Origin of the sequence: Caloramator sp. CAR-1 (genome assembly GCF_030546345.1) — a bacterium.
In the GTDB taxonomy this organism is placed as follows: Bacteria; Bacillota; Clostridia; order Clostridiales; family Caloramatoraceae; genus Caloramator; species Caloramator australicus.
Genome location: NZ_JAUONW010000004.1, coordinates 41170 through 60734 on the forward strand (window position 1 = coordinate 41170; position 19565 = coordinate 60734).

Consider the following 19565-nt stretch of genomic DNA (forward strand, 5'->3'; position numbering starts at 1 on the left):
GCATGAAGGTTACGGTCAAATTATTTGCCATGCTCTCTAAATATGCAGGTAGTTCTACTTTAACAATTGAAATTCCTCAAGGTGCAACAGTTAATGATTTAATAAAAAAATTAGCCTTGCCTTTAAATGAAGTTTTCAACTGCACTATTAATGGTCAAAACGCTGATTTTAACACAAAACTAAAGGATGGAGATACAGTTGGATTTTATCCATATATTGGTGGCGGATAAAATAAAGGTGGCAATTTGCCACCTTTATTTTTGCATCATACTCTTTATCTTCATAAGTCTTGTTAAAGTTCCACGCTCGTTTTCATCAAGCTTCATTGTAATATATTTTATTGTTTCCTTAAGCTGTGGAATCATAACATATTCAAGGGCGTTAACCCTTCTTCTTGTCTTTTCAATCTCATCTGCCATAAGCTGACAGGACTTTTCAACCTCTGCAAGCTCTAAAAGATGCGGCATAATATCATATAATTTTTTAATAGCAGCATCAAGCTCCCCAGTTGTTGCAAAGAAACCATAAGGATATATGCTTGCATTTTCGCTACCTTCTCTTACAAAGTTCATAATGGGAACATTAACGCTCATTATATTCTTTTTTGTTACATCAAGCTTTATAGTTTCAGCCGGCATTGCAATCGCCTCTTCTAACGCTTCCGTCCCCATTACTGCCCTTGCCATCATAAAATCCTTAAGGGATTTCGTAAGTTCTTCCTCAACCTTTAGTCTCAATTCATTGTTTTTCTTTATAAGGTCAATAAACTTTTTCATAAGTTCATCCTGTTTATCCTTTAAAAGTTTATGACCTCTTACAGCAACCTTTAACCTCTTTTTAAGACGGCTAAGCTCCATTCTCGTTGGATTGACATTTAATCTCATTAAATTTCATCCCCTTTTTTGGGCAAGTACTTTTCGATGTATTCCTCTCTAATTCTCTTAAGCTCAGTTCTTGGAAGTATCGATAGGAGCTCCCATCCTATTGTTAGTGTTTCTTCAATGCTTCTATTTTCATATTCCCCTTGGCTTACATATCTTTTTTCAAATTCCTCAGCAAATTTAGCATAAAGCTTATCTGTATCTGAAAGTGCAGCCTCACCAAGGATTACTGCAAGTTCCTTTGCCTGCTTACCTTGTGCATAGGCAGCAAAAAGCTGGTTCATCGTATCTGCATGGTCTTCCCTCGTCTTACCTTTACCAATTCCTTTGTCCTTAAGTCTTGATAGGGATGGTAAAACATCTATTGGAGGATTAACACCCTTTCTGTAAAACTCTCTGCTAAGAATTATCTGACCCTCTGTTATATATCCTGTAAGGTCAGGAATTGGGTGAGTCTTATCATCTTCTGGCATTGTAAGGATTGGAATTTGTGTAATTGAACCTTCCTTGCCCCTTATTTTTCCTGCCCTTTCATAAAGGGTTGAAAGGTCAGTATATAGATAACCTGGATATCCTCGGCGTCCTGGAACTTCCTTTCTTGCAGCTGAAATTTCTCTTAGGGCTTCACAGTAGTTTGTCATGTCCGTCATTATAACAAGAACGTGCATTCCCTTTTCAAAGGCCAAATACTCTGCCGTAGTTAGTGCCATTCTTGGAGTTGCAATTCTTTCGATTGGTGGGTCGTTTGCAAGATTTATGAAAAGAACTGCCCTGTCTATAGCACCAGTCTTTTTAAAATCTGATATAAAGAATTCAGCCTCTTCAAATGTTATACCCATTGCAGCAAATACAACTGCAAATTTGCTATCAGCACTTAGAACCTTTGCCTGTCTTGCAATTTGAGCTGCAAGCCTTGCATGGGGAAGACCTGAACCTGAGAATATGGGAAGCTTTTGCCCTCTAACAAGGGTGTTAAGTCCATCTATTGCTGAGATACCCGTTTGAATAAATTCTGACGGATAGTCCCTTGCAACAGGGTTTAATGGGTTACCATTAATGTCAAGCTTCTTTTCAGGAATTATTTTAGGTCCTCCATCTTTTGGTCTTCCAAGACCATCAAATACTCTTCCAAGCATATCCATTGATACGCCAAGCTCAAGTGTTTTACCCAAAAACCTTACTTTACTTCCCTGAAGATTTATACCTGCAGAACTTTCAAACAGCTGAATCAAGGCTTTATTTCCATTTATTTCAAGAACCTTTCCCCTTCTTATTTCTCCACTTTGGGTTTCAATTTCAACTATTTCATCGTAAAGTGCTCCTTCAACCTCATCAACAAGCATCAATGGTCCTGCAACTTCCCTTATAGTTCTATACTCTCTAAGCATTTACAAACCCTCCCTCCGATATAAGAGTTTCTATCTGCTCCTTAAGTTCTACGAATATTTCATCCACCTTGTTTATTTCACTTTCTGGAACATACTTTGCTCTTGCTATTTTTTCTCTTACGGGAAGGTTTGATATCCTGCTAAGGTAAACCCCTGCATCTAATGCCCTTTGAGATTGATGGTAGAATTCCAAAATTAGTTTTAACATTTTATATTGCTTATTTAGTGAAGTATAGGTATCAACCTCATGGAAGGCATTTTGATGTAGATAGTCCTCCCTTAAAGACTTTGCTGCCTCTAAAGTTAGTCTATCCTTTTCTGATAAAGCATCTATACCTACAAGTCTTACGATTTCCTGCAATTCATCTTCTTCCTGTAATATCTTCATGGCTTCTCTAACCATCTCGCCCCAGCCTTCAAAGCCCATTCTTTCAATATACGGTGCGATTTTTTCCATGTATAATGAATAACTTAAAAGCCAGTTTATAGCTGGGAAGTGTCTTCTATAGGCAAGATTTGCATCAAGTCCCCAGAATACCTTAACTATTTTTAATGTAGCCTGAGTTACAGGTTCTGAAAGGTCTCCACCTGGAGGAGATACTGCACCTATAACTGTCAAGGCACCTATTCTTTCATCTGATCCTAAGCAGTAAACCTTTCCTGCTCTTTCATAAAATTGTGCTGCACGGGATGCAAGGTAAGCTGGATATCCTTCTTCACCAGGCATTTCTTCAAGACGTCCTGACATCTCTCTAAGAGCCTCTGCCCATCTTGAAGTTGAATCTGCCATCATTGCAACTGAATATCCCATATCTCTAAAGTATTCTGCAATTGTAATACCAGTATAAATAGAAGCCTCTCTTGCAGCAACAGGCATGTTTGATGTGTTAGCAATAAGAACAGTTCTTTTCATTAATGGCTCCCCTGATTTTGGGTCCTTAAGTTCTGGGAATTCCATTAAAACATCAGTCATCTCATTGCCACGTTCACCGCAGCCGATGTATACAACTATCTCCGCATCCGCCCATTTAGCAAGCTGGTGCTGAACTACTGTCTTTCCACTTCCAAAGGGACCTGGAACACAAGCTGTTCCTCCCTTTGCAACTGGGAAGAAGGTATCTATTATTCTTTGTCCAGTAATTAGTGGTTCCTCTGGCGTTATCTTTGATTTATATGGTCTTCCCTTTCTTACAGGCCACTTTTGCATCATTGTAAGATTTACAATTTCGCCATCTTTGTTTTTAACCTTAGCAACAGTATCTAAAACCGTGAAATCTCCTTCTAATATCTCTACAATTTCTCCCTCAACATTATATGGAACCATTATTCTATGTTCTATTAAAGTTGTTTCTTGAACAGTTCCAAATATGTCTCCAGGTTGAACATAGTCTCCTACTGATTTTTTAGGAACAAAGTGCCATTTCTTTTCCCTATCTAGGGCTGGAACGTCAATACCCCTTGTTATAAAATCTCCTGCCATCTGCATTATCTTATCAAGAGGCCTTTGAATTCCATCAAACATCGCTTCGATAAGGCCAGGGCCAAGTTCAACACTCAATGGCTCACCAGTAGTTTCAACAGGCTCGCCAATACCAAGACCTGATGTTTCCTCGTAAACCTGAATTGAAGCCTTATCTCCACGCATTTCTATTATTTCGCCTATAAGTCTTTTATTACCAACTCTACAAACATCGAACATCTTGGCATGCTCCATGCCTTCAGCAACAACTAATGGTCCTGAAACTTTTATAATCCTTCCCGCCTTCAAGACTATCAACCTTCCTTCTTTGATAAAATATCTACTCCAACAGCCTTTTCAACATTGTCTTTTATTTTTTGAAGTCCAATTCCAAGACTACCTTGAACGCCTGGAATTAATATAACTGCAGGTAAAAAGCTGTTTTTATATCTTTCTATGGTTTCATCTATTTCCTTGGCAATAGTTTCTGTTACGAATATAAGACCATAGCCCTCCCTTGCCATACCATCGATTGCCATTTGGGCTTCCTTTGCATTTTCAACCCCCTTAACAGTCATACCAAGGGATAAAAAGGCTATAACTGCATCCTTTTCCCCGACAACTCCAATCTTATACATAAATATCACGCAACCTTTCCCTTATAACGTCGGGTGCTACGTTGTTCTTTTTGCCCGTTAAAACTATTCTCAAAAGCCTTATTTCGTTCTCCTTTGCTAATATGTAAGCTATAAGAGGATCCGGCCCAAAGGAGACAAACTTAGAATTTTTAATAAAGTCGATCAAATAATTATCACCATACTTTTCAAGGCTTCCAAGATCGTTTGTTTTTAAATATTCCTCTAAACCACCCTTTACCCACTTAAAATGTTCAGTATGCATTATCTTGTTACCAAAGGAGTCAAGGGAATCGTTAAAACTATTGAGGAAATGGTCTATATCTATATTGCCACCCTCGATAAACACTTTTCTAAAAAGTTCCCTTTCTCTATCCTGAACTCTTATTCTTATAAAGGCCTTTATATTAGTCATGTCTATTATAATCTTTATTATCTTTATCAAATACTCAAGCTTTGATTTTTCAGCTATTTCAAACATATATTTTATTATCCCTTTATCAATTGTAATATCTATCCCTTGGGGATTTTTATTGGCTTTATATTCCCCAATTGCACCTTCAATACAATTTCTCAATGTAGATGGAAGATCTCTAAAATTTTCATCCTTGATCATTAACTTTAGAGAATCTAAAGGAATAGTTCCAATGTTATAAAGAAGCCTTTCATACTCAAAGCTTGAGAATTTAGCCTTGATTAATGTCTTAATATTATGAGCATCATATCTTGCCGCTAAAAAGTCTACAACTTCCTTTGAAGGACTTATTTTCCCCATTTCGGAATAAAGATCCTCTAAGGCCTTCTTTAATCCTACTTCAAAATCCCTCATATCATAATTAGAATACACTGTATCCTGAAGCATCCTTACTGCTTCGTTAAAATCCTTTGCCTCAATAAGGGCTTCAAATTTAGCCTTATCGAGCATTTTTGTTTCCATAGCCTTAACCCTTGCAATGCTCTGTGCAAAATAAGTTAAATCCATTGCTTCCCCTCCTATCTTGTTAAATGGAGGAACTAGAAAAGTTGTTTTGCTAGTTCAGCCTCTAGCTCATCTCTTAAATTCCTAATTAAAGCTTCAATTGTGCAGTTTATCTCAAGTCCCCTTCTTCTTAATATAAATCCTGAACTTATATTTAGGGTTTCCTGGCTAAATTTAAGATTGCCGAGCTTACCCATTGACATAAGTTCCCTGTTTATATCGAACAAAAAGTTTTGATCAAATTTATTCTTATCTTTAACGGAAAGGACTATTTCTTCATCTCCTGTTTCCACATTATTTAATATAAGCTTTTTAAAAAGATCTCTGTATGAAGCAATATCCATGTTATTAATTCTTTCAACAACAAGTCTAAATACATTATCAATGGCATCTTGTTTTGCCTTTAATACCATATCCCTTGCTTCCATTTTAGCCTTTGAAATTATTCTTTCCTTTCTTTCCCTTCCGTCCCTTTCTGCTTTTTCCTTTAACTCTTCAATTATTTTATCTGCCTTACTTTTAGCTTCTTCTAAAGTTGAATTCGCCTTCATAGATGCTTCATTTTCTATGTTAGCTGCCTTTTCATTGGCATCAGATAAGAGCCTTTCCTTTAAATTTTCAATTCCGGCCATTTTAAGCACTCCCTCATATCTTTATGTTAACGATCATCAATATTGAAGTAATCAAAGCAACTACGGCATATGTTTCAACCATTACGGCATAGATAACACCATTAAACATCTTTTCTGGTCTCTTTGCAAGTATTTGGATACCTGCCGCTGCAGTCTTACCCTGTGATATTGCTGAACTATATCCAACAAAGGCCATTGGAAGGCATGCCATTAATAGATAAAATCCTTGAGCTAATGTTAAAGGCTTTAATCCTCCTGTTAATAAACCTATTCTTGAAAGAACAATTAGAGCTGTAATAAAACCATAAAATCCCTGTGTTCCTGGGATAACCTGTAATATAAGTGATTGACCAAACTTTTCTGGATCTTCAGTAATAAGGCCTGCAGCACTTTGACCTACGATACCAACACCTCTTGCTGAACCAATGCCCGCCATTAATGCTGCAAGGGCAGCTCCTAATAATGCTAAAGTTGCTCCACCATAAGCTCTTAAAAATTCAACGAATGTTGTAAAGTTTTCCATATTAACTCCTCCCTTATTCTACTTTTATAAATTTTGTTTTTATTTTTAAAGGCTCAAAGGCCTTTCCGCCACCTTCATAGAATTTGCCGAAGAATTCAAGATACTGCAATCTTGATGTATGGACATACGTTCCTAAAATTCCTATAAGAAAGTTAAATGTATGTCCTGCTATAAATATCAGTGGTCCAAAGATATAAACTACTACACCTTTTCCTAAAAGGCTTATAAGAAGATTAAAGGACCATCCAATTAGCCCCGATGCAAGACCAAGAGCTAAAAGGCGCGAGTAGGATAGAGCATCACCTAAATATCCTGTAACACCATATAATGAGTAAAATCCACCAAAAAACTTACCAACTATGGTTTTGTTTTCTCTTCCATGGGTTAGAAGTATTATTAATGCGCCTAATATTGCAAGAACCTTCGCTATAGTTCCTCCGCCGAGGAACATCCATATAAGCCCTGAAAGTAGTAAATACCATGCTCCAACATCAAAGAAGGCATCTAAAACTTTTCCGTTCTTAATCAACATATATGCCTTTGTTCCAAGCCCAACATAAAGATGAACTATACCAAAAATTATAGACCATTTTAAAATCTCCATAGGTTCATTTACAGGATCAACCCATAGTGGTTTAAGTTTAATTATTCCTCCAAAGAAACTGCCATATAACAAACCAAATGCTATTGTTGGAATGCTGCAATATAGTATAAGCTTTAGTAGCTTTTTAAGATCCCCCTCAATGTTTGTAAACTTAAGGCCTAAAATTCCTACCAAAAACATCAAAATACCATATCCAACATCCGCCATCATCATTCCAAAGAATAAAAGGAAAAACGGCGTAAGAATTGGTGTTGGATCTATCTCTGTTGGCTTTGGTAGTGCATACATAGAAGTTACAACCTCAAAGGGTTCTGACAGCCAGTTGTTTTTTAATAAAACTGGTGCATTTTCAAATTCTGCATCCTCAACTTCAATGAATACATGTTTAAATTTATTTTGAACATTTTCTTTTACTACATCAACTTTGTCTTCTGGAATCCATCCTGTTAAAACCGCTGTCTTTTTGGTTAAAACAAGCTTTGATTTTGCCTGCTCAAGCTGAAGTTTAGAATAGAAATAATCGTAAATTTTTTCAACATCTTCGATATTTTTTGCAGCTTCCTTTGCCCTTTCTATTAACTTTTGATATTCTTCTTCTAAACTTTCGATTTCTTTATTTAGTTCTAATATCTTTTCCTTTGGTGTTTTGTCAAATTCTAAATTAGTCTTTGCAAAACCATATTTTTTTAGAACTTCTGATACTTCATTAAACTTATCTTTATGTGCAAGAACTAATACATTTACATCATTTTGTTTTTCAAATATTGTTTCGATATAAATTTCTTTAAAGGTCTCATTAAGCTCTATTAATAGCTGTTCTTTATATTTTTTATTTACCGTCCCTATAAAATAAGCAACATTTTTTAGCGATTTTAATTCAGCTTCTGAGACGTCAAGATTAACCCAGTTTGAATATTGTTCGATCAAAGACAGAACTTTTCCTTTTTTTGTCCTGTTTGTATTCATCGACTCCTCGATGAATTTTGCTGCCTTATAATATTCCTCCCAATCTAAATGGGAATCAAGCCTTTCAAATTCCTCAAAGCTTAATACATTTTTAGGAGTAAAAATTCCCTTTTTCTCCTCTGAATATTGCTTTAAAAATTCATAGGTAAACTTAACTTTTGCAAATTCATATTCTACTTCGTTTGAGGGCTTTTCTTTTTCATAATCAGTATCTTCTAGTTCATCCTTTAAATCGATTATCTGAACTACACCTAATTTTTGCAGAAGTTTTAATATTTTTTCCTTGTCTTCCTTAGCACAAGCTAAGTTCAATTTTTTCATTTTAACTATCGCCATGGCTATTCACTATCCTCTCAATAACCATATTAATTGCCTTTTCTATCTTTTCATTAGGTATGTTTTGTATATTTTCTATCGTCCTATTTGCCTCCTCATAAATGGGCCTTGCCTCTTCTTTGCCTTCCTCCTCAAACCTATTTATAGTTTCCCTATAAATTTCATTACCCTTAAGGTTTGCTTCCTTGATCAATAAATCATACTTTTCCTTTGCAGCCTTTAATATACCATTTGCCTTCTGCTGTGCTGATTTAATTATCTCATCAGCCTGCTTTTCAATTTCAGCCACCTGTTTAACAACTTCAAGTGCCAAGTTATCACCACCTTTTATTTTGATAAAAATTAATAAATAATTTACAAATTACATTATACTATAATTTTTTTTAATAGAGAAATTTATTAATATTGATATTTTTTAAAAAATTACATAAATCGATTGTTAAAGTATTAATTTATCGAATTTTCTTGTAATTTTTAAATATTACATATTGATGTAAAAAAATCGCTTATCTAGTAAATTAATTACAAGGATGTAATTTCCATATATGTAATCTTCCTTTATGTCAACCTTTACCTTTACAGCAAAAACAGATTTGAAATCTTTAACACGCAATTTTTCATATATAATTTCCTTATTCTCAGCTAAAACATCTTTTATGTTTATCTCATCATCACTTTTTAAAAATTCTGGAAGATACCCTTTCTTTGTAGTAAACAAATAGTCATGAATCAAAAGGCTCTTTACTATATCCTCATCCTCATATTTTTTTAAAAATTCAAGCAAAAGTTTTGTTTTCCCATTAAGATCAAAATTCAATTTAAAGAAATTATTTTCCTCCAAAAAGATGGTAAGCTTACTGAAAAATTCATAGCTATTTAACTTGTTTAAGAAGTATCTGATTGTATTATCAAATATATGGGAATTATAAAATGTTTCAAAAACCTCTTCAAATTTAAAAAGAAATACAACTTCTTGAAAACTTAAATCCTTTGTCTTTAATACCTGATAAGGGGGATAGGGTGAATATTTTATTCCATACTCCTCTGCCTCAAAGCTAATCGGTGAGCCCTTTAGCACCTTTAAAAAGCCAATTTGCAAAACATCCGGTTTTATATCCATTACATCCTCAAAGGACCTTCTAAAGGAACTAAAATCCTCTCCTGGGAGCCCTACAATAAGATCCAAATGACAATGGATATTTCCCATACTCATAATCCTTTTTACATTATTTTTTACTTTTTCGAAATCCATTATCCTATTTATATTTTTTAAAACTGTTTCATTGGTAGTTTGCACACCTATCTCAAATTGAAAAAGATCCTTTGGTGCCCTTTTTAAAACTTCAAAGCAATCCTCATCCAAAAGATCTGCTGCTATTTCAAAATGAAACTTTGTTCCCTTTGAGTTTTGAATTAGAAATTCCCAAATCTCAATAGCCATTCTTTTATTTGCATTGAAGGTTCTGTCTACAAATTTAACAAGTTTAACATCATTGTCTATTAAATATTTTAAATCTTTTTTAATCCTTTCCAAACTAAAAAAGCGGATACCCTTTATTGTTGATGAAAGACAATATTTGCAGCTAAAAGGACATCCCCTCGAAGCTTCATAATATACTATTTTTGAAGGAATTTCCAAATCATATGGAAAAGGAATGGTATCTAAATTTGTAATCAATGGCCTTTCTTCATTTACAATTATCTCTTCACCCAATCTAAAGGCTAGACCCTTTATCGACTTCAAATCTTTCCCCTTTCCCGATACATACTCAAGAAGTTCCTTGAAGGTTTCTTCACCTTCGCCAAATATTATAAAATCAATATACTCATTTAACTGAAGTATATTTTTTGGATCATATGAAACCTCTGGCCCACCTAATATTATAGTTATATCTTTATTTATTTCCTTTAATATGCCGCATATCTTTAAGGTGTTTTCAATATTCCATATGTAACAGGAAAAGGCCACTACATCAGGTTTTTTATTTGCAATCTCAAGGGATAAATTAAATGGATTTTCGTTAATTGTTCCTTCAAATATTTCTACATCAAACTCATTTACATAGGCCCTTAAATATCTTATTGCTAAATTTGAATGAACATACTTTGAATTTAACGCAATCAACAATACCTTCATTTCTATCCTCCGTAAATTGCCTCTATGTAATATAAAATCCCATCAACATCTAATTTTAAAACCTTATATCCATTTTTTAGCAAAATCCTTTCAACATCTTTTGAATTTAACGAAAATATTTTAAATCTAAAGGTTTCATTTAAAGTTTCTATTTTATTATTTTTTTTAATCACCTTGACTTTTAATGTATCAAAGGGAGACAGTTTTCTATAATTAATATCCCAAATCATTATCCTTGCTTCATCATTAAGATTATTTTTAAGATTCTTTAAAAGCCTTTTTAAATTTTTCCTTCCATATTTATTAATAGATAGAAAAAAAAGCACCGTATCAAACTTCCCAAGCTCAGCATTTAAGTCTTTTAATGTTTTAAAATCCTTTTCATACCCTTCATCAACACTTTGAATAATCAAATTAGCACCTTCATAGCTTATATCCAAAATATCCCCCTTAAATTCCTTGCGGCTAATATCAATAAGATATTGTTTATCCCCCATAATATCACCTTTTTTTCTTTTTCTTTTCTACTGAAAATCCAAACTTTCCAATGTGTTCTCCAGTTACACAATATTTACCATGGTTATACATTAAAAGTTTTGCCTTATCAAGGTGCAGCTTCCCTGTTTCATCTATTAAATTTTCTTCTACATTTACAGCTACAATTTCAGCAATAAACATGTGATGAGTTCCAAGTTCAATTATTTGTTTTACCTTGCACTCCAGTGCCAAAGGGCATTCCTTTATTATGCTGGCAGATACTACGCTTGCCTTTTCCTTTGTTAGACTTAAAAATTCAAATTTATCTACATCCCTCCCTGACCTTACCCCGCAAAAATCCGTTGCATAGGCTAATTCCCTATTTGGGATATTGACAACAAATTCCCCTGAATTTTTAATAAGCTCATAACTATACCTTTCAGGCCTTACCGAGATTGAAAGCATTGGAGGGTCAGAACACACGGTTCCTATCCAGGATATTGTAATTATATTCTCTTTATCCTCATATTTAGATGTTATAAGGGCGGCAGGCACAGGATAGAGCATAGTCCCTGGTTTCCAAGTAATCTTTGGCATATATTTCCTCCTTATGCTAATTTATATTATTTATTTTAGTCACATCGTTAAAATATTTCAACATCATTCCTGCCGTCGTTTTCTGTGCCTGCGTTAAAATTTCTTCTGTTATTTTAAAATATCTTTCTTCTTTATTGGGCAAATGTTTATATTTTATATATGCTTCTATTGCTATCTTCGCATTTTCTTCAATAAAATCCTTTATGGAATTTAAATATATCCCGCCTTTTTCAATTTTAAAGGAATCATGCATAAGATATGTCTTTATAACCCAAAGCTCATATTTTCTATGGCTGTCCAAGAGCTTAATATTGACATGCTGAGGAACCGTCATATCCTGAATGATGTGACAAGAAGATCCAAGATAAAAGGCAGAAGCATTTATTTTCCCTTCCTTATATAAATTAATAGCTTTGGTATAATAATAGGTTGCCTCCTTTAGGGCGTTGCTTGCACCGTAAAGGCCCCTATTTTTTTCAGGATTATAAAAATGATTGCTGCTTTTAAAATCCTGATCAGCCCAAACAACCCCTGAATTTATATCCCTCATATATTTAGAGAGAAAATCATAAGCTTCTTCATTACCATCATTTTTTAATATTTCTATAGCTTGATTATTTATAAACTTGTGGACCTTACACTCCGTTTTAATTATTTTCTTTTTAATGGGATTTACAGCTTTTAAAATATGCTTAAGAACAAATCCATAGGATTTTTCTAAGGCTTCCATACCATCACCTCAAATTTCTTTTCAATTATATTATAAAACAAATAAAAAAAATATCCTCCTTTTCGGAGGATACTTAGAGGTGATTTATTATAAACCTTACGTAATGACTTCCACACCTCTATTATTTTAGACTTAATTCGACATTTTGTAAAGAGGGTATTTTAATATTTTTGTTAATAGTTTATAATATATTTGTTACAAAAAATTTAAGGAGGGCTTTTTATGGTAGACGAAAGAATAAAGGTTCTTGCAAGAAACCTTATTAACTATTCCTGCAGACTACAGCCAGGTGAAAAGGTGTTGATCGAAACTATTCATCTTGAGCTGCCTCTTGTCACAGAGCTTATTAAAGAAGCTTACAGGGTAGGCGCTATTCCTTTTGTAACTATTAAAAACAGAACAGTTGACAGAGCTCTTCTTATGGGTGCAACTGAAGAGCAAATGAAGATGATGGCAAAGTATGAAGCTGCAAGAATGAGCGATATGGACGCCTACATAGGAATTCGTTCAGGAAACAATACATCAGAATTATCAGATGTTCCATCAGATAAGCTTGGTATCTACAATAAATACTTCTGGCATGAAGTTCATGGAAAAATTAGAGTTCCAAAAACTAAGTGGGTTGTTTTAAGATATCCATCACCATCAATGGCACAGCTAGCTAACATGAGCACAGAAGCCTTTGAAGATTTCTACTTCAACGTTTGCAATTTAGATTATTCAAAAATGTCCAAAGCAATGGACGCATTAGTAGAACTTATGGAAAGAACAGACAAGGTAAGAATTGTAGGACCTGAAACTGATTTAACCTTCTCAATCAAAGGAATCCCAGTTGTAAAATGTGACGGAAAGATGAATATCCCAGATGGAGAAGTTTATACTGCACCTGTTAAGGACAGCGTAAATGGTTATATAACCTACAATGCTCCTTCAGAATATCAAGGATTTACTTATGAAAACATAAGACTTGAATTTAAAGATGGTAAAATAGTAAAAGCAACTGCAAACAATACAGAAAGAATAAACAAGGTATTCGATACAGATGAAGGTGCAAGATATGTCGGCGAATTTGCAATAGGAGTTAACCCATATATAACAAAACCAATGAAGGATATACTATTCGACGAAAAGATTGCAGGTTCAATCCACTTTACTCCAGGAAGCTCCTATGATGATGCCTTCAACGGAAATAAATCAGCTATTCACTGGGACCTTGTATACATCCAAACTCCAGAATATGGCGGAGGAGAAATTTACTTCGATGATGTTCTTGTAAGAAAAGACGGAAGATTTGTTTTACCTGAGCTTGAAGCATTAAACCCAGAAAACTTAAAGTAATTTAAAAGGCGCAATGATTTGTTTAACCAAACATTGCGCTTTTTTTCTAAGATAAGTATAAATTAAGAAGGAATAAAATATTAATATTTATAGATAAATTATCAGGGTGAAGGATGAAGGTTAGTGATTTTTATAAAAACACCTTTATTTTAGTTTTATCCAACATCATAACAGGCACTTTAAACTTTATTTTTTCAATAATTTTATCGCGCCAAATAGGCCCTAAAGGAATGGGAATTTATCAACTTGTAATGCCCCTTTATACAATGTTTTTATTTATAACTGGTGGCGGAATTACCATTGCAGTATCAAAGGTTGCAGCAGAAAAAAAGGCAAAAAGAAAATTAAATGAGCTTTATAAAACTGTTAATACAATAATACTCTTCGAAATCTTTTGGTCCATTATAATAACTGCTATATTGCTTTCTTTATCAAAACAATTTTCATTGTTTATCTTAAAGGATTCAAGAACCTATTATAGCATCCTTGCCTTTACCCCTGCACTTATTATAGTTTCCATATCATCAGTTTACAAGGGTGCCTTCTATGGAATTCAAAGGATGATAGAACCAGCATTGATCGATATAGTTGAAAAAATTATAAGAATACTTGTAATGTTTCCATTAATAAATTTCTTCAAAAGTAAAAGCTTAGAGCTGAGCTGTGCATCTGCGATGCTTGCTTTAAGTGCTGGTGAGTTTACAAGTCTATTGCTTTTTTATATATTTTATCAAAGCTATAAACTCAAAAATAAATCCTTTGATAAGGCAGAAAATTCTATCCAACTTCTTGTAGACACATTAAAGCTCTCCTTACCATTGGCAATAAACGGAATATCATCAACTGTTTTTAGCATGTTAATTGCAATATTAATTCCCAAACGCCTTATGGTTGCTGGTTTTAGCTATGAAGATGCAATATCTATGTTTGGAAAGCTATCTGGAATGGCCCTTAATGTAATATTCTACCCTGCCGTTATATTAAATTCTTTAAGCATAGTTCTTATTCCATCTATTTCAGAATTTTTGGTTTTAAAAAATTTTGCAGCTGTAAAAAGGAGGATTAAAAAAACAATCGAAATAGCCCTTATCCTTTCATTATCTACATTTATCATATTAAACAGCATTCCAGACAAAATATCTTTATTATTTTATAAAGACAGTTCAATAGCACCGCTTATTAAAACTTTATCCTATGGGCTTCCTATAATTTACGTTGAAATGATAAGTTTTTCAATTTTAAATGCCATTGGAAGGCAAACCCAGGTAATGATAAATTCGCTCATTCTTTCTATTATTGATATAGTAATAATTTATATATTCATTGCAATTCCACGCCTCAATATATATGGATATGCAATCAACTTTATAGTGTCAGCAACAGTTGGAATAATATTAAACTTCATTTATATCAACTTAAGCGTAAAGTTGAATTTTGAAATTAAAAGAGATATATTAGTTCATTTATTGACCTTTTCTGTTTGCCTTTTTCTTTCTTGGATTCTTTTAAAATCCGGCATAACTCCTATAACTTATATATTTTCCATTTATATTTTATATTTAATCACGTTTAAAACTTTTTACAAATTTTTAAGTATTTAATTTCATTTTTTCGACTATTTTAAACATTAAATTATTTCCAAATCTTAATACATTTTTTGCCTCTAAAGGCAGGATTATCTCAATTATTGTAGAATATTTATTAATAACTAGTATTTTATCATGACGCTTAAGGAGGTGAACGATTTAGTTTAAAATTTATATTCATATAAATTAATAACTTAAAGGGGGTATCTAAATGAACAAAACTTTCAAAAAGCTTAGTGCATTCCTTGCTGCTGCTGTATTATTTGTATCATCAGCTGGATTTGCACAAGCAAAGGCAACAAACTTTACAACTGTAACTTTAAAGGAAATCAACTATTCAAAACCAACTAACATGGACAAGGAACAATTCTTAAACATCCCATTTGGAACAGACATTAAAACTCTTGACCTTTCAAAGGCAACAGATACTTATTCACACGCTATTCTTGAACTCGCTTTTGAAGGCTTAACAAAGACTGATACAAAGGATAATAAATCAGACGTTATCGTTCCTGGTGTTGCATACAAGTATGAAGTTTCAAAGGATGGTCTTGTTTATAGGTTCTATTTAAGAAACAATGCTTATTGGACAGATGGAAAGAGAGTAACTGCACAAGATTTCGTATACTCATGGACAAGACTTCTTGATCCAAATACTGCATCAGATTATGCATACCTATTATACCCAATTAAGAACGCTGAAGCATTCAACCAAGGAAAGGCAAAGGCATCAGACCTTGGAATTAAGGCTTTAAACGATACTACACTTGAAGTTACATTAAAGGCTCCAACACCATACTTTATAAGCTTAACATCCTTCTCAAACCTCTTCCCATTAAGAAAGGATGTTGTTGAAGCTGCTGGTAATTCATACGGTCAAGACCCATCAAAGCTTGTTTATAACGGACCATTTACAGTTGAACAATGGGTAAAGGGTTCAAAGATAGTTCTCAAGAAGAATCCAAAATATTGGGATGCTGAAAACTACTACCTTGATACAGTTACATTCCTTGTAATCAAGGAAGAAGCAACAAGAATGCAAATGTTCACAAGAAAGCAAGTTGACACTTCAACAGCAAGAGGAGAATACTTAAAGAGATTCCAAAAAGAAGCTCAAAAGGGAACATATAAGCTTATAACTGGATACGACAGAGCAGAAAACTATGTATTCTTCAACAACAAAGACAAGAATAAGCTCTTTACAAATAGAAACGTAAGACTTGCATTCTCACTTGCAATCGACAGAGAAAAGCTCTGCAAGTATGTATTCCAAAGATATTATCCAGCATATGGTTGGACTCCATACAACATCCTTATAGGAGATAAGCAATACAGAAGCCTTGTTCCAGAGCCATTAAAGGCAGAAAAGGCTAAGTATCCAACTGACGCTGCATTAAAAGGACTATTACAAAAAGGATTAAAGGAACTTGGATTAAATCCAAACGCAACTTATACAGTTACATTCTTAAGCTCAGGAACAGACTCCTTCTCAAGAACAATTGCTGAGTTCTATCAGAATGAATGGCAAAAGAAGCTTGGCGTAAAGGTTAAGATCGACGCTGTATCAGACTTTGGAACATTCCTTGACAAAGTTGACAAGGGAGACTTCCAAATCGGTGCTATGGCTTGGGGTGCTGACTACAACGACCCAATGACATTCTTCGATATGTGGATCACAGGCGGAGGAAACAACTCAGCTAAATATTCAAACAAGAAGTATGACGAACTTATAAAGAAGATTTCTATGGAACCAGACAACAACAAGAGACTTCAATACTTCAAAGAAGCTGAAAAATTACTTGTTGTTGATGATGCAGCAATTGCTCCAACTCAATACAGAGATAGATACAACTTCACTCATTCATATGTAAAGAACTGGAGATTACCACTCTTTGCAAACTATGAATTAAAGGGAGTTTATACTTCAGGTAGATAATAAAGATGGCAGCAAAGCTGCCATCTTTATTTAATATATAAGCTTGTTAATCCCTTCTTCTATTAAAGTATTTAAAGCCAAGTAAAAATCAAACTTATCAGGGTTTCCCTTATATAATAATTTTACTAATGCTTCTTTACCCTTTTTAAAGTTATTTATCTCAACATTAAAATTATCTATTTCTTTGCTTTCTTCTATATCCTTCTCTATTCCCGTAAAAAAACTTGCCTCTAATAATATTCCAATTTCTTTTATTTCATTTTCATACCCCACCAAAGAATATCTAATGCTTTTTTCTGAATCCGAAAATATTATATTAAAACTCATTAAGGTTTTATTTAAAGGATGTTCTATTGATTTAATAGACTGAATTTCATATTTAGGATTATTCTCAATTTCTTTTATTATGTTTTCCTTAACTATTTGAAGTTTACTCATAGGTATCCTCCTGAAAATCCAAATTATATTTTTTTAAAATTTCAAGCATATCCTGCGGAATATTAGCCGTGCATACCACCAAATCTTCGCCCCTTAATTTATTAAAAGTAAGCCTAAAGGCATGTAGTGCCTGTCTTTGTATTATATTACTTTTTTCTCCATACAACTCATCACCTAAAATAGGATGTCCTATATGACTTAGGTGAACCCTTATCTGATGCGTTCTTCCAGTTTCTAAAATTAGCTTTACAATTGAAACATCTTCACTTGAACCTATAACCTCATAATGGGTTATAGCTCTTTGTCCTCCTTCAATAACACATCTTTTCACCGAATCTAAACTTGGTCTGTCGATTGGAAGATCTACTGTCCCTTTTCCCTCCATTTTACCTTTGACTATTGCTATATATTCCTTTTTTACTTTATTTTTTTCAAACATCTTTGCCATAGCCTGATGGGCAAATTGACTTTTAGCTATTATAACAAGCCCCGATGTATCCCTATCAAGTCTATTTACAAGCCTTACGATGCAATTTTGTTTTGTTTTATTAAAATAATTCATAACCCCATTGGCAAGGGTTCCTGATTGATGGCTTTTGGTAGGATGAACCACCATAAATGGGGGTTTATTCACTACCAATATATCCTCATCTTCATAAACTATATCTATGGGAATATCTTCAGGCATTATATCCTGTTCCTTATTTTCCTTTAACAATATTTCAACGATATCCCCTTCCTTTAAAATGTCATCAGCCCAGGCTATCTTTCCATTTATAAAGACACAGTCGTTTTTGGTTATTTTTTTTATAAGCCTAGTAGAAAAACCCTTTTCAAATTTCAAAAAATTATCGAGCCTTTTTCCTTCATCATCCTTAGATATATTAAATACCATCCTGTCCATCTCTATACTCCCCATCTATTTTTTCAAAATTTATTTTTTTAGACAGTCCACTGCAAAAGTCAATTATATCTACATAATTTTCTAAAATTCCAACTACACTAACAAAAATATCGCCTTCAATAAAGTCAATGTATATTTTATCGCCATCGGTTTTCATGGTAAATAATGAATCCTTATTTTCTCTTTTCCTCTGAAGGACTTCGATTTTAACATCATCTTTTATATAAACCAGATTTAGTATATTCTTGCCTTCCTCTCTTATAACCTTAGTTTCAGCAAGATTATATCCATTGTTCTTATATATTAATGGTTCAAAATTTATAAACTTCTTTGCTCTGCTTAAAGTAACGTAAATTGGTTCAGAACCATCGAATAAAAGCTTTTTGGGCCCTAAGGAGGATATAGAAAATAATTTAAAATCTATCTTATCATCTATCAATTGATATTCGAAGACCCTTTGGGAAACTATTTTATTGTTAATAAAATATTCAACCTTATATGGAAGAGAAAAACCCTTATAGTCTCCTACCCAAACCTTAGTTAAATATTGAACATCATCCACTTTATTTTTTATACCTATTATTTTATACTGCACATCATGTTTAACTTCATATCCTATTATTTCTTTTCCTTCTATCATCTTTAAAATTTCAAAAATATCGATGTCAATCAAAGGAACAGCCCATCGGACAATTATGCGGTCGATTTTATCATTGGTATAATAATACTTATCTCCATTTATTATTTCTATAGAATTAAACTCTTCAATGTAGTCAATTCTTAATTTGTCTGGATATGCATAGGATATGGACTTTTTTATAATTACCTTCCCATCCCAAGGACTATAGCTTTCTGTAGTTTCTATATACGAAATATTTTTGAAAAGTTTATCTTCGTTATTTTTATAAACTTCTTTACTTAAATTCTTTATTAAAAGAGTTAGCAAAAAGGCCAAGATTAATATAAAAATCCTTTTCATCTTTTACTCTTTAAAAATTGCTTTAGTAATATATATTAAG

20 protein-coding genes are annotated in these 19565 nt (G+C 33.3%); 4 read left to right on the forward strand and 16 right to left on the reverse strand.

What is annotated here, in order from left to right; translation table 11 throughout:
* Window positions 1-2 precede the first annotated feature (2 nt).
* Entirely contained in the window at window positions 3-230 is a 228-nt protein-coding gene (locus Q3V94_RS00680; protein ID WP_008907795.1) for a MoaD/ThiS family protein, read from the forward strand.
* 24 nt (window positions 231-254) lie between these two features.
* On the opposite strand, the gene Q3V94_RS00685 is transcribed toward Q3V94_RS00680, so the two are convergent.
* The 13 genes from Q3V94_RS00685 to Q3V94_RS00745 all read right to left on the reverse strand — a co-directional run bounded on the left by Q3V94_RS00685 (window position 255) and on the right by Q3V94_RS00745 (window position 12344).
* On the reverse strand, window positions 255-884 hold the full coding sequence (locus Q3V94_RS00685) for a V-type ATP synthase subunit D (RefSeq protein WP_008907794.1): 630 nt from the start codon (window positions 882-884) through the stop codon (window positions 255-257).
* The gene (locus Q3V94_RS00690) at window positions 884-2269 is read right to left on the reverse strand and encodes a V-type ATP synthase subunit B (RefSeq protein WP_303524608.1); all 1386 of its coding nucleotides are present in this window, start codon (window positions 2267-2269) and stop codon (window positions 884-886) included. Before Q3V94_RS00690 ends, Q3V94_RS00685 begins: the two co-directional genes overlap by 1 nt.
* The gene (locus Q3V94_RS00695; RefSeq protein ID WP_040305699.1) at window positions 2262-4043 is read right to left on the reverse strand and encodes a V-type ATP synthase subunit A; all 1782 of its coding nucleotides are present in this window, start codon (window positions 4041-4043) and stop codon (window positions 2262-2264) included. Before Q3V94_RS00695 ends, Q3V94_RS00690 begins: the two co-directional genes overlap by 8 nt.
* Window positions 4043-4366, reverse strand: coding sequence for a V-type ATP synthase subunit F (locus Q3V94_RS00700; RefSeq protein WP_008907791.1), 324 nt, complete (start codon window positions 4364-4366; stop codon window positions 4043-4045). The genes Q3V94_RS00695 and Q3V94_RS00700 overlap by 1 nt, the downstream gene beginning before the upstream one ends.
* Window positions 4359-5345: a V-type ATP synthase subunit C gene (locus tag Q3V94_RS00705; RefSeq protein ID WP_008907790.1), complete on the reverse strand. Its 987-nt coding sequence runs from the start codon at window positions 5343-5345 to the stop codon at window positions 4359-4361. Before Q3V94_RS00705 ends, Q3V94_RS00700 begins: the two co-directional genes overlap by 8 nt.
* Window positions 5346-5377: 32 nt before the next feature.
* Complete coding sequence (locus tag Q3V94_RS00710) at window positions 5378-5974, reverse strand: V-type ATP synthase subunit E (protein WP_008907789.1); 597 nt, start codon at window positions 5972-5974, stop codon at window positions 5378-5380.
* Window positions 5975-5987: 13 nt separating this feature from the next.
* On the reverse strand, window positions 5988-6497 hold the full coding sequence (locus Q3V94_RS00715) for a V-type ATP synthase subunit K (RefSeq protein ID WP_008907788.1): 510 nt from the start codon (window positions 6495-6497) through the stop codon (window positions 5988-5990).
* Window positions 6498-6510: 13 nt separating this feature from the next.
* The gene (locus Q3V94_RS00720; protein WP_303524611.1) at window positions 6511-8403 is read right to left on the reverse strand and encodes a V-type ATP synthase subunit I; all 1893 of its coding nucleotides are present in this window, start codon (window positions 8401-8403) and stop codon (window positions 6511-6513) included.
* Window positions 8390-8716 carry a V-type ATPase subunit subunit G family protein gene (locus Q3V94_RS00725; RefSeq protein ID WP_274766037.1) on the reverse strand — a complete coding sequence of 109 codons (327 nt, stop codon included), beginning with the start codon at window positions 8714-8716 and terminating at the stop codon, window positions 8390-8392. Before Q3V94_RS00725 ends, Q3V94_RS00720 begins: the two co-directional genes overlap by 14 nt.
* 168 nt (window positions 8717-8884) lie before the next feature.
* Complete coding sequence (locus tag Q3V94_RS00730; RefSeq protein WP_303524615.1) at window positions 8885-10540, reverse strand: B12-binding domain-containing radical SAM protein; 1656 nt, start codon at window positions 10538-10540, stop codon at window positions 8885-8887.
* Window positions 10541-10542: 2 nt separating this feature from the next.
* The gene (locus Q3V94_RS00735; RefSeq protein WP_303524616.1) at window positions 10543-11037 is read right to left on the reverse strand and encodes a hypothetical protein; all 495 of its coding nucleotides are present in this window, start codon (window positions 11035-11037) and stop codon (window positions 10543-10545) included.
* Window positions 11038-11041: 4 nt separating this feature from the next.
* Window positions 11042-11614 (reverse strand): flavin reductase family protein, encoded by a 573-nt coding sequence (locus Q3V94_RS00740; protein WP_303524617.1) that lies wholly within the window; start codon window positions 11612-11614, stop codon window positions 11042-11044.
* Window positions 11615-11630: 16 nt separating this feature from the next.
* Window positions 11631-12344: a zinc dependent phospholipase C family protein gene (locus Q3V94_RS00745; RefSeq protein WP_303524618.1), complete on the reverse strand. Its 714-nt coding sequence runs from the start codon at window positions 12342-12344 to the stop codon at window positions 11631-11633.
* Window positions 12345-12566: 222 nt separating this feature from the next.
* On the opposite strand from Q3V94_RS00745, the gene Q3V94_RS00750 reads away from it, so the two are divergent.
* From Q3V94_RS00750 to Q3V94_RS00760, 3 genes are all read left to right on the forward strand, one after another.
* A complete protein-coding gene (locus tag Q3V94_RS00750) occupies window positions 12567-13682 on the forward strand; it encodes an aminopeptidase (RefSeq protein ID WP_274766040.1) in 1116 nt (371 codons plus the stop codon).
* A gap of 113 nt (window positions 13683-13795) precedes the next feature.
* Window positions 13796-15283, forward strand: coding sequence for a stage V sporulation protein B (gene spoVB / locus Q3V94_RS00755; protein WP_303524619.1), 1488 nt, complete (start codon window positions 13796-13798; stop codon window positions 15281-15283).
* A 196-nt stretch (window positions 15284-15479) separates the two neighbouring features.
* Window positions 15480-17204, forward strand: a complete 1725-nt coding sequence (locus tag Q3V94_RS00760) for a peptide ABC transporter substrate-binding protein (RefSeq protein ID WP_303524621.1) — start codon at window positions 15480-15482, stop codon at window positions 17202-17204.
* A gap of 30 nt (window positions 17205-17234) precedes the next feature.
* Here Q3V94_RS00760 and Q3V94_RS00765 read toward each other — a convergent pair whose 3' ends face one another.
* From Q3V94_RS00765 to Q3V94_RS00775, 3 genes are read right to left on the reverse strand one after another with little or no spacing between them, the layout of a single operon-like run.
* A complete protein-coding gene (locus tag Q3V94_RS00765) occupies window positions 17235-17642 on the reverse strand; it encodes a hypothetical protein (RefSeq protein ID WP_008910029.1) in 408 nt (135 codons plus the stop codon).
* A complete protein-coding gene (locus Q3V94_RS00770; RefSeq protein WP_051004434.1) occupies window positions 17635-18546 on the reverse strand; it encodes an RluA family pseudouridine synthase in 912 nt (303 codons plus the stop codon). The genes Q3V94_RS00765 and Q3V94_RS00770 overlap by 8 nt, the downstream gene beginning before the upstream one ends.
* Window positions 18527-19525, reverse strand: a complete 999-nt coding sequence (locus Q3V94_RS00775) for a hypothetical protein (RefSeq protein ID WP_008910031.1) — start codon at window positions 19523-19525, stop codon at window positions 18527-18529. The genes Q3V94_RS00770 and Q3V94_RS00775 overlap by 20 nt, the downstream gene beginning before the upstream one ends.
* Window positions 19526-19565: the final 40 nt, after the last annotated feature.

Bases quoted from the DNA above. Each gene is read 5' to 3' on its own strand.
- Q3V94_RS00710 (WP_008907789.1), bottom strand. From the start codon at position 5,974: ATGGCCGGAATTGAAAATTTAAAGGAAAGGCTCTTATCTGATGCCAAT.
- Q3V94_RS00690 (WP_303524608.1), bottom strand. From the start codon at position 2,269: ATGCTTAGAGAGTATAGAACTATAAGGGAAGTTGCAGGACCATTGATG.
- Q3V94_RS00720 (WP_303524611.1), bottom strand. From the start codon at position 8,403: ATGGCGATAGTTAAAATGAAAAAATTGAACTTAGCTTGTGCTAAGGAA.
- Q3V94_RS00715 (WP_008907788.1), bottom strand. From the start codon at position 6,497: ATGGAAAACTTTACAACATTCGTTGAATTTTTAAGAGCTTATGGTGGA.
- Q3V94_RS00685 (WP_008907794.1), bottom strand. From the start codon at position 884: ATGAGATTAAATGTCAATCCAACGAGAATGGAGCTTAGCCGTCTTAAA.
- spoVB (WP_303524619.1), top strand. From the start codon at position 13,796: ATGAAGGTTAGTGATTTTTATAAAAACACCTTTATTTTAGTTTTATCC.
- Q3V94_RS00750 (WP_274766040.1), top strand. From the start codon at position 12,567: ATGGTAGACGAAAGAATAAAGGTTCTTGCAAGAAACCTTATTAACTAT.
- Q3V94_RS00735 (WP_303524616.1), bottom strand. From the start codon at position 11,037: ATGGGGGATAAACAATATCTTATTGATATTAGCCGCAAGGAATTTAAG.
- Q3V94_RS00680 (WP_008907795.1), top strand. From the start codon at position 3: ATGAAGGTTACGGTCAAATTATTTGCCATGCTCTCTAAATATGCAGGT.
- Q3V94_RS00730 (WP_303524615.1), bottom strand. From the start codon at position 10,540: ATGAAGGTATTGTTGATTGCGTTAAATTCAAAGTATGTTCATTCAAAT.
- Q3V94_RS00705 (WP_008907790.1), bottom strand. From the start codon at position 5,345: ATGGATTTAACTTATTTTGCACAGAGCATTGCAAGGGTTAAGGCTATG.
- Q3V94_RS00765 (WP_008910029.1), bottom strand. From the start codon at position 17,642: ATGAGTAAACTTCAAATAGTTAAGGAAAACATAATAAAAGAAATTGAG.
- Q3V94_RS00700 (WP_008907791.1), bottom strand. From the start codon at position 4,366: ATGTATAAGATTGGAGTTGTCGGGGAAAAGGATGCAGTTATAGCCTTT.
- Q3V94_RS00740 (WP_303524617.1), bottom strand. From the start codon at position 11,614: ATGCCAAAGATTACTTGGAAACCAGGGACTATGCTCTATCCTGTGCCT.
- Q3V94_RS00770 (WP_051004434.1), bottom strand. From the start codon at position 18,546: ATGGACAGGATGGTATTTAATATATCTAAGGATGATGAAGGAAAAAGG.
- Q3V94_RS00760 (WP_303524621.1), top strand. From the start codon at position 15,480: ATGAACAAAACTTTCAAAAAGCTTAGTGCATTCCTTGCTGCTGCTGTA.
- Q3V94_RS00745 (WP_303524618.1), bottom strand. From the start codon at position 12,344: ATGGAAGCCTTAGAAAAATCCTATGGATTTGTTCTTAAGCATATTTTA.
- Q3V94_RS00775 (WP_008910031.1), bottom strand. From the start codon at position 19,525: ATGAAAAGGATTTTTATATTAATCTTGGCCTTTTTGCTAACTCTTTTA.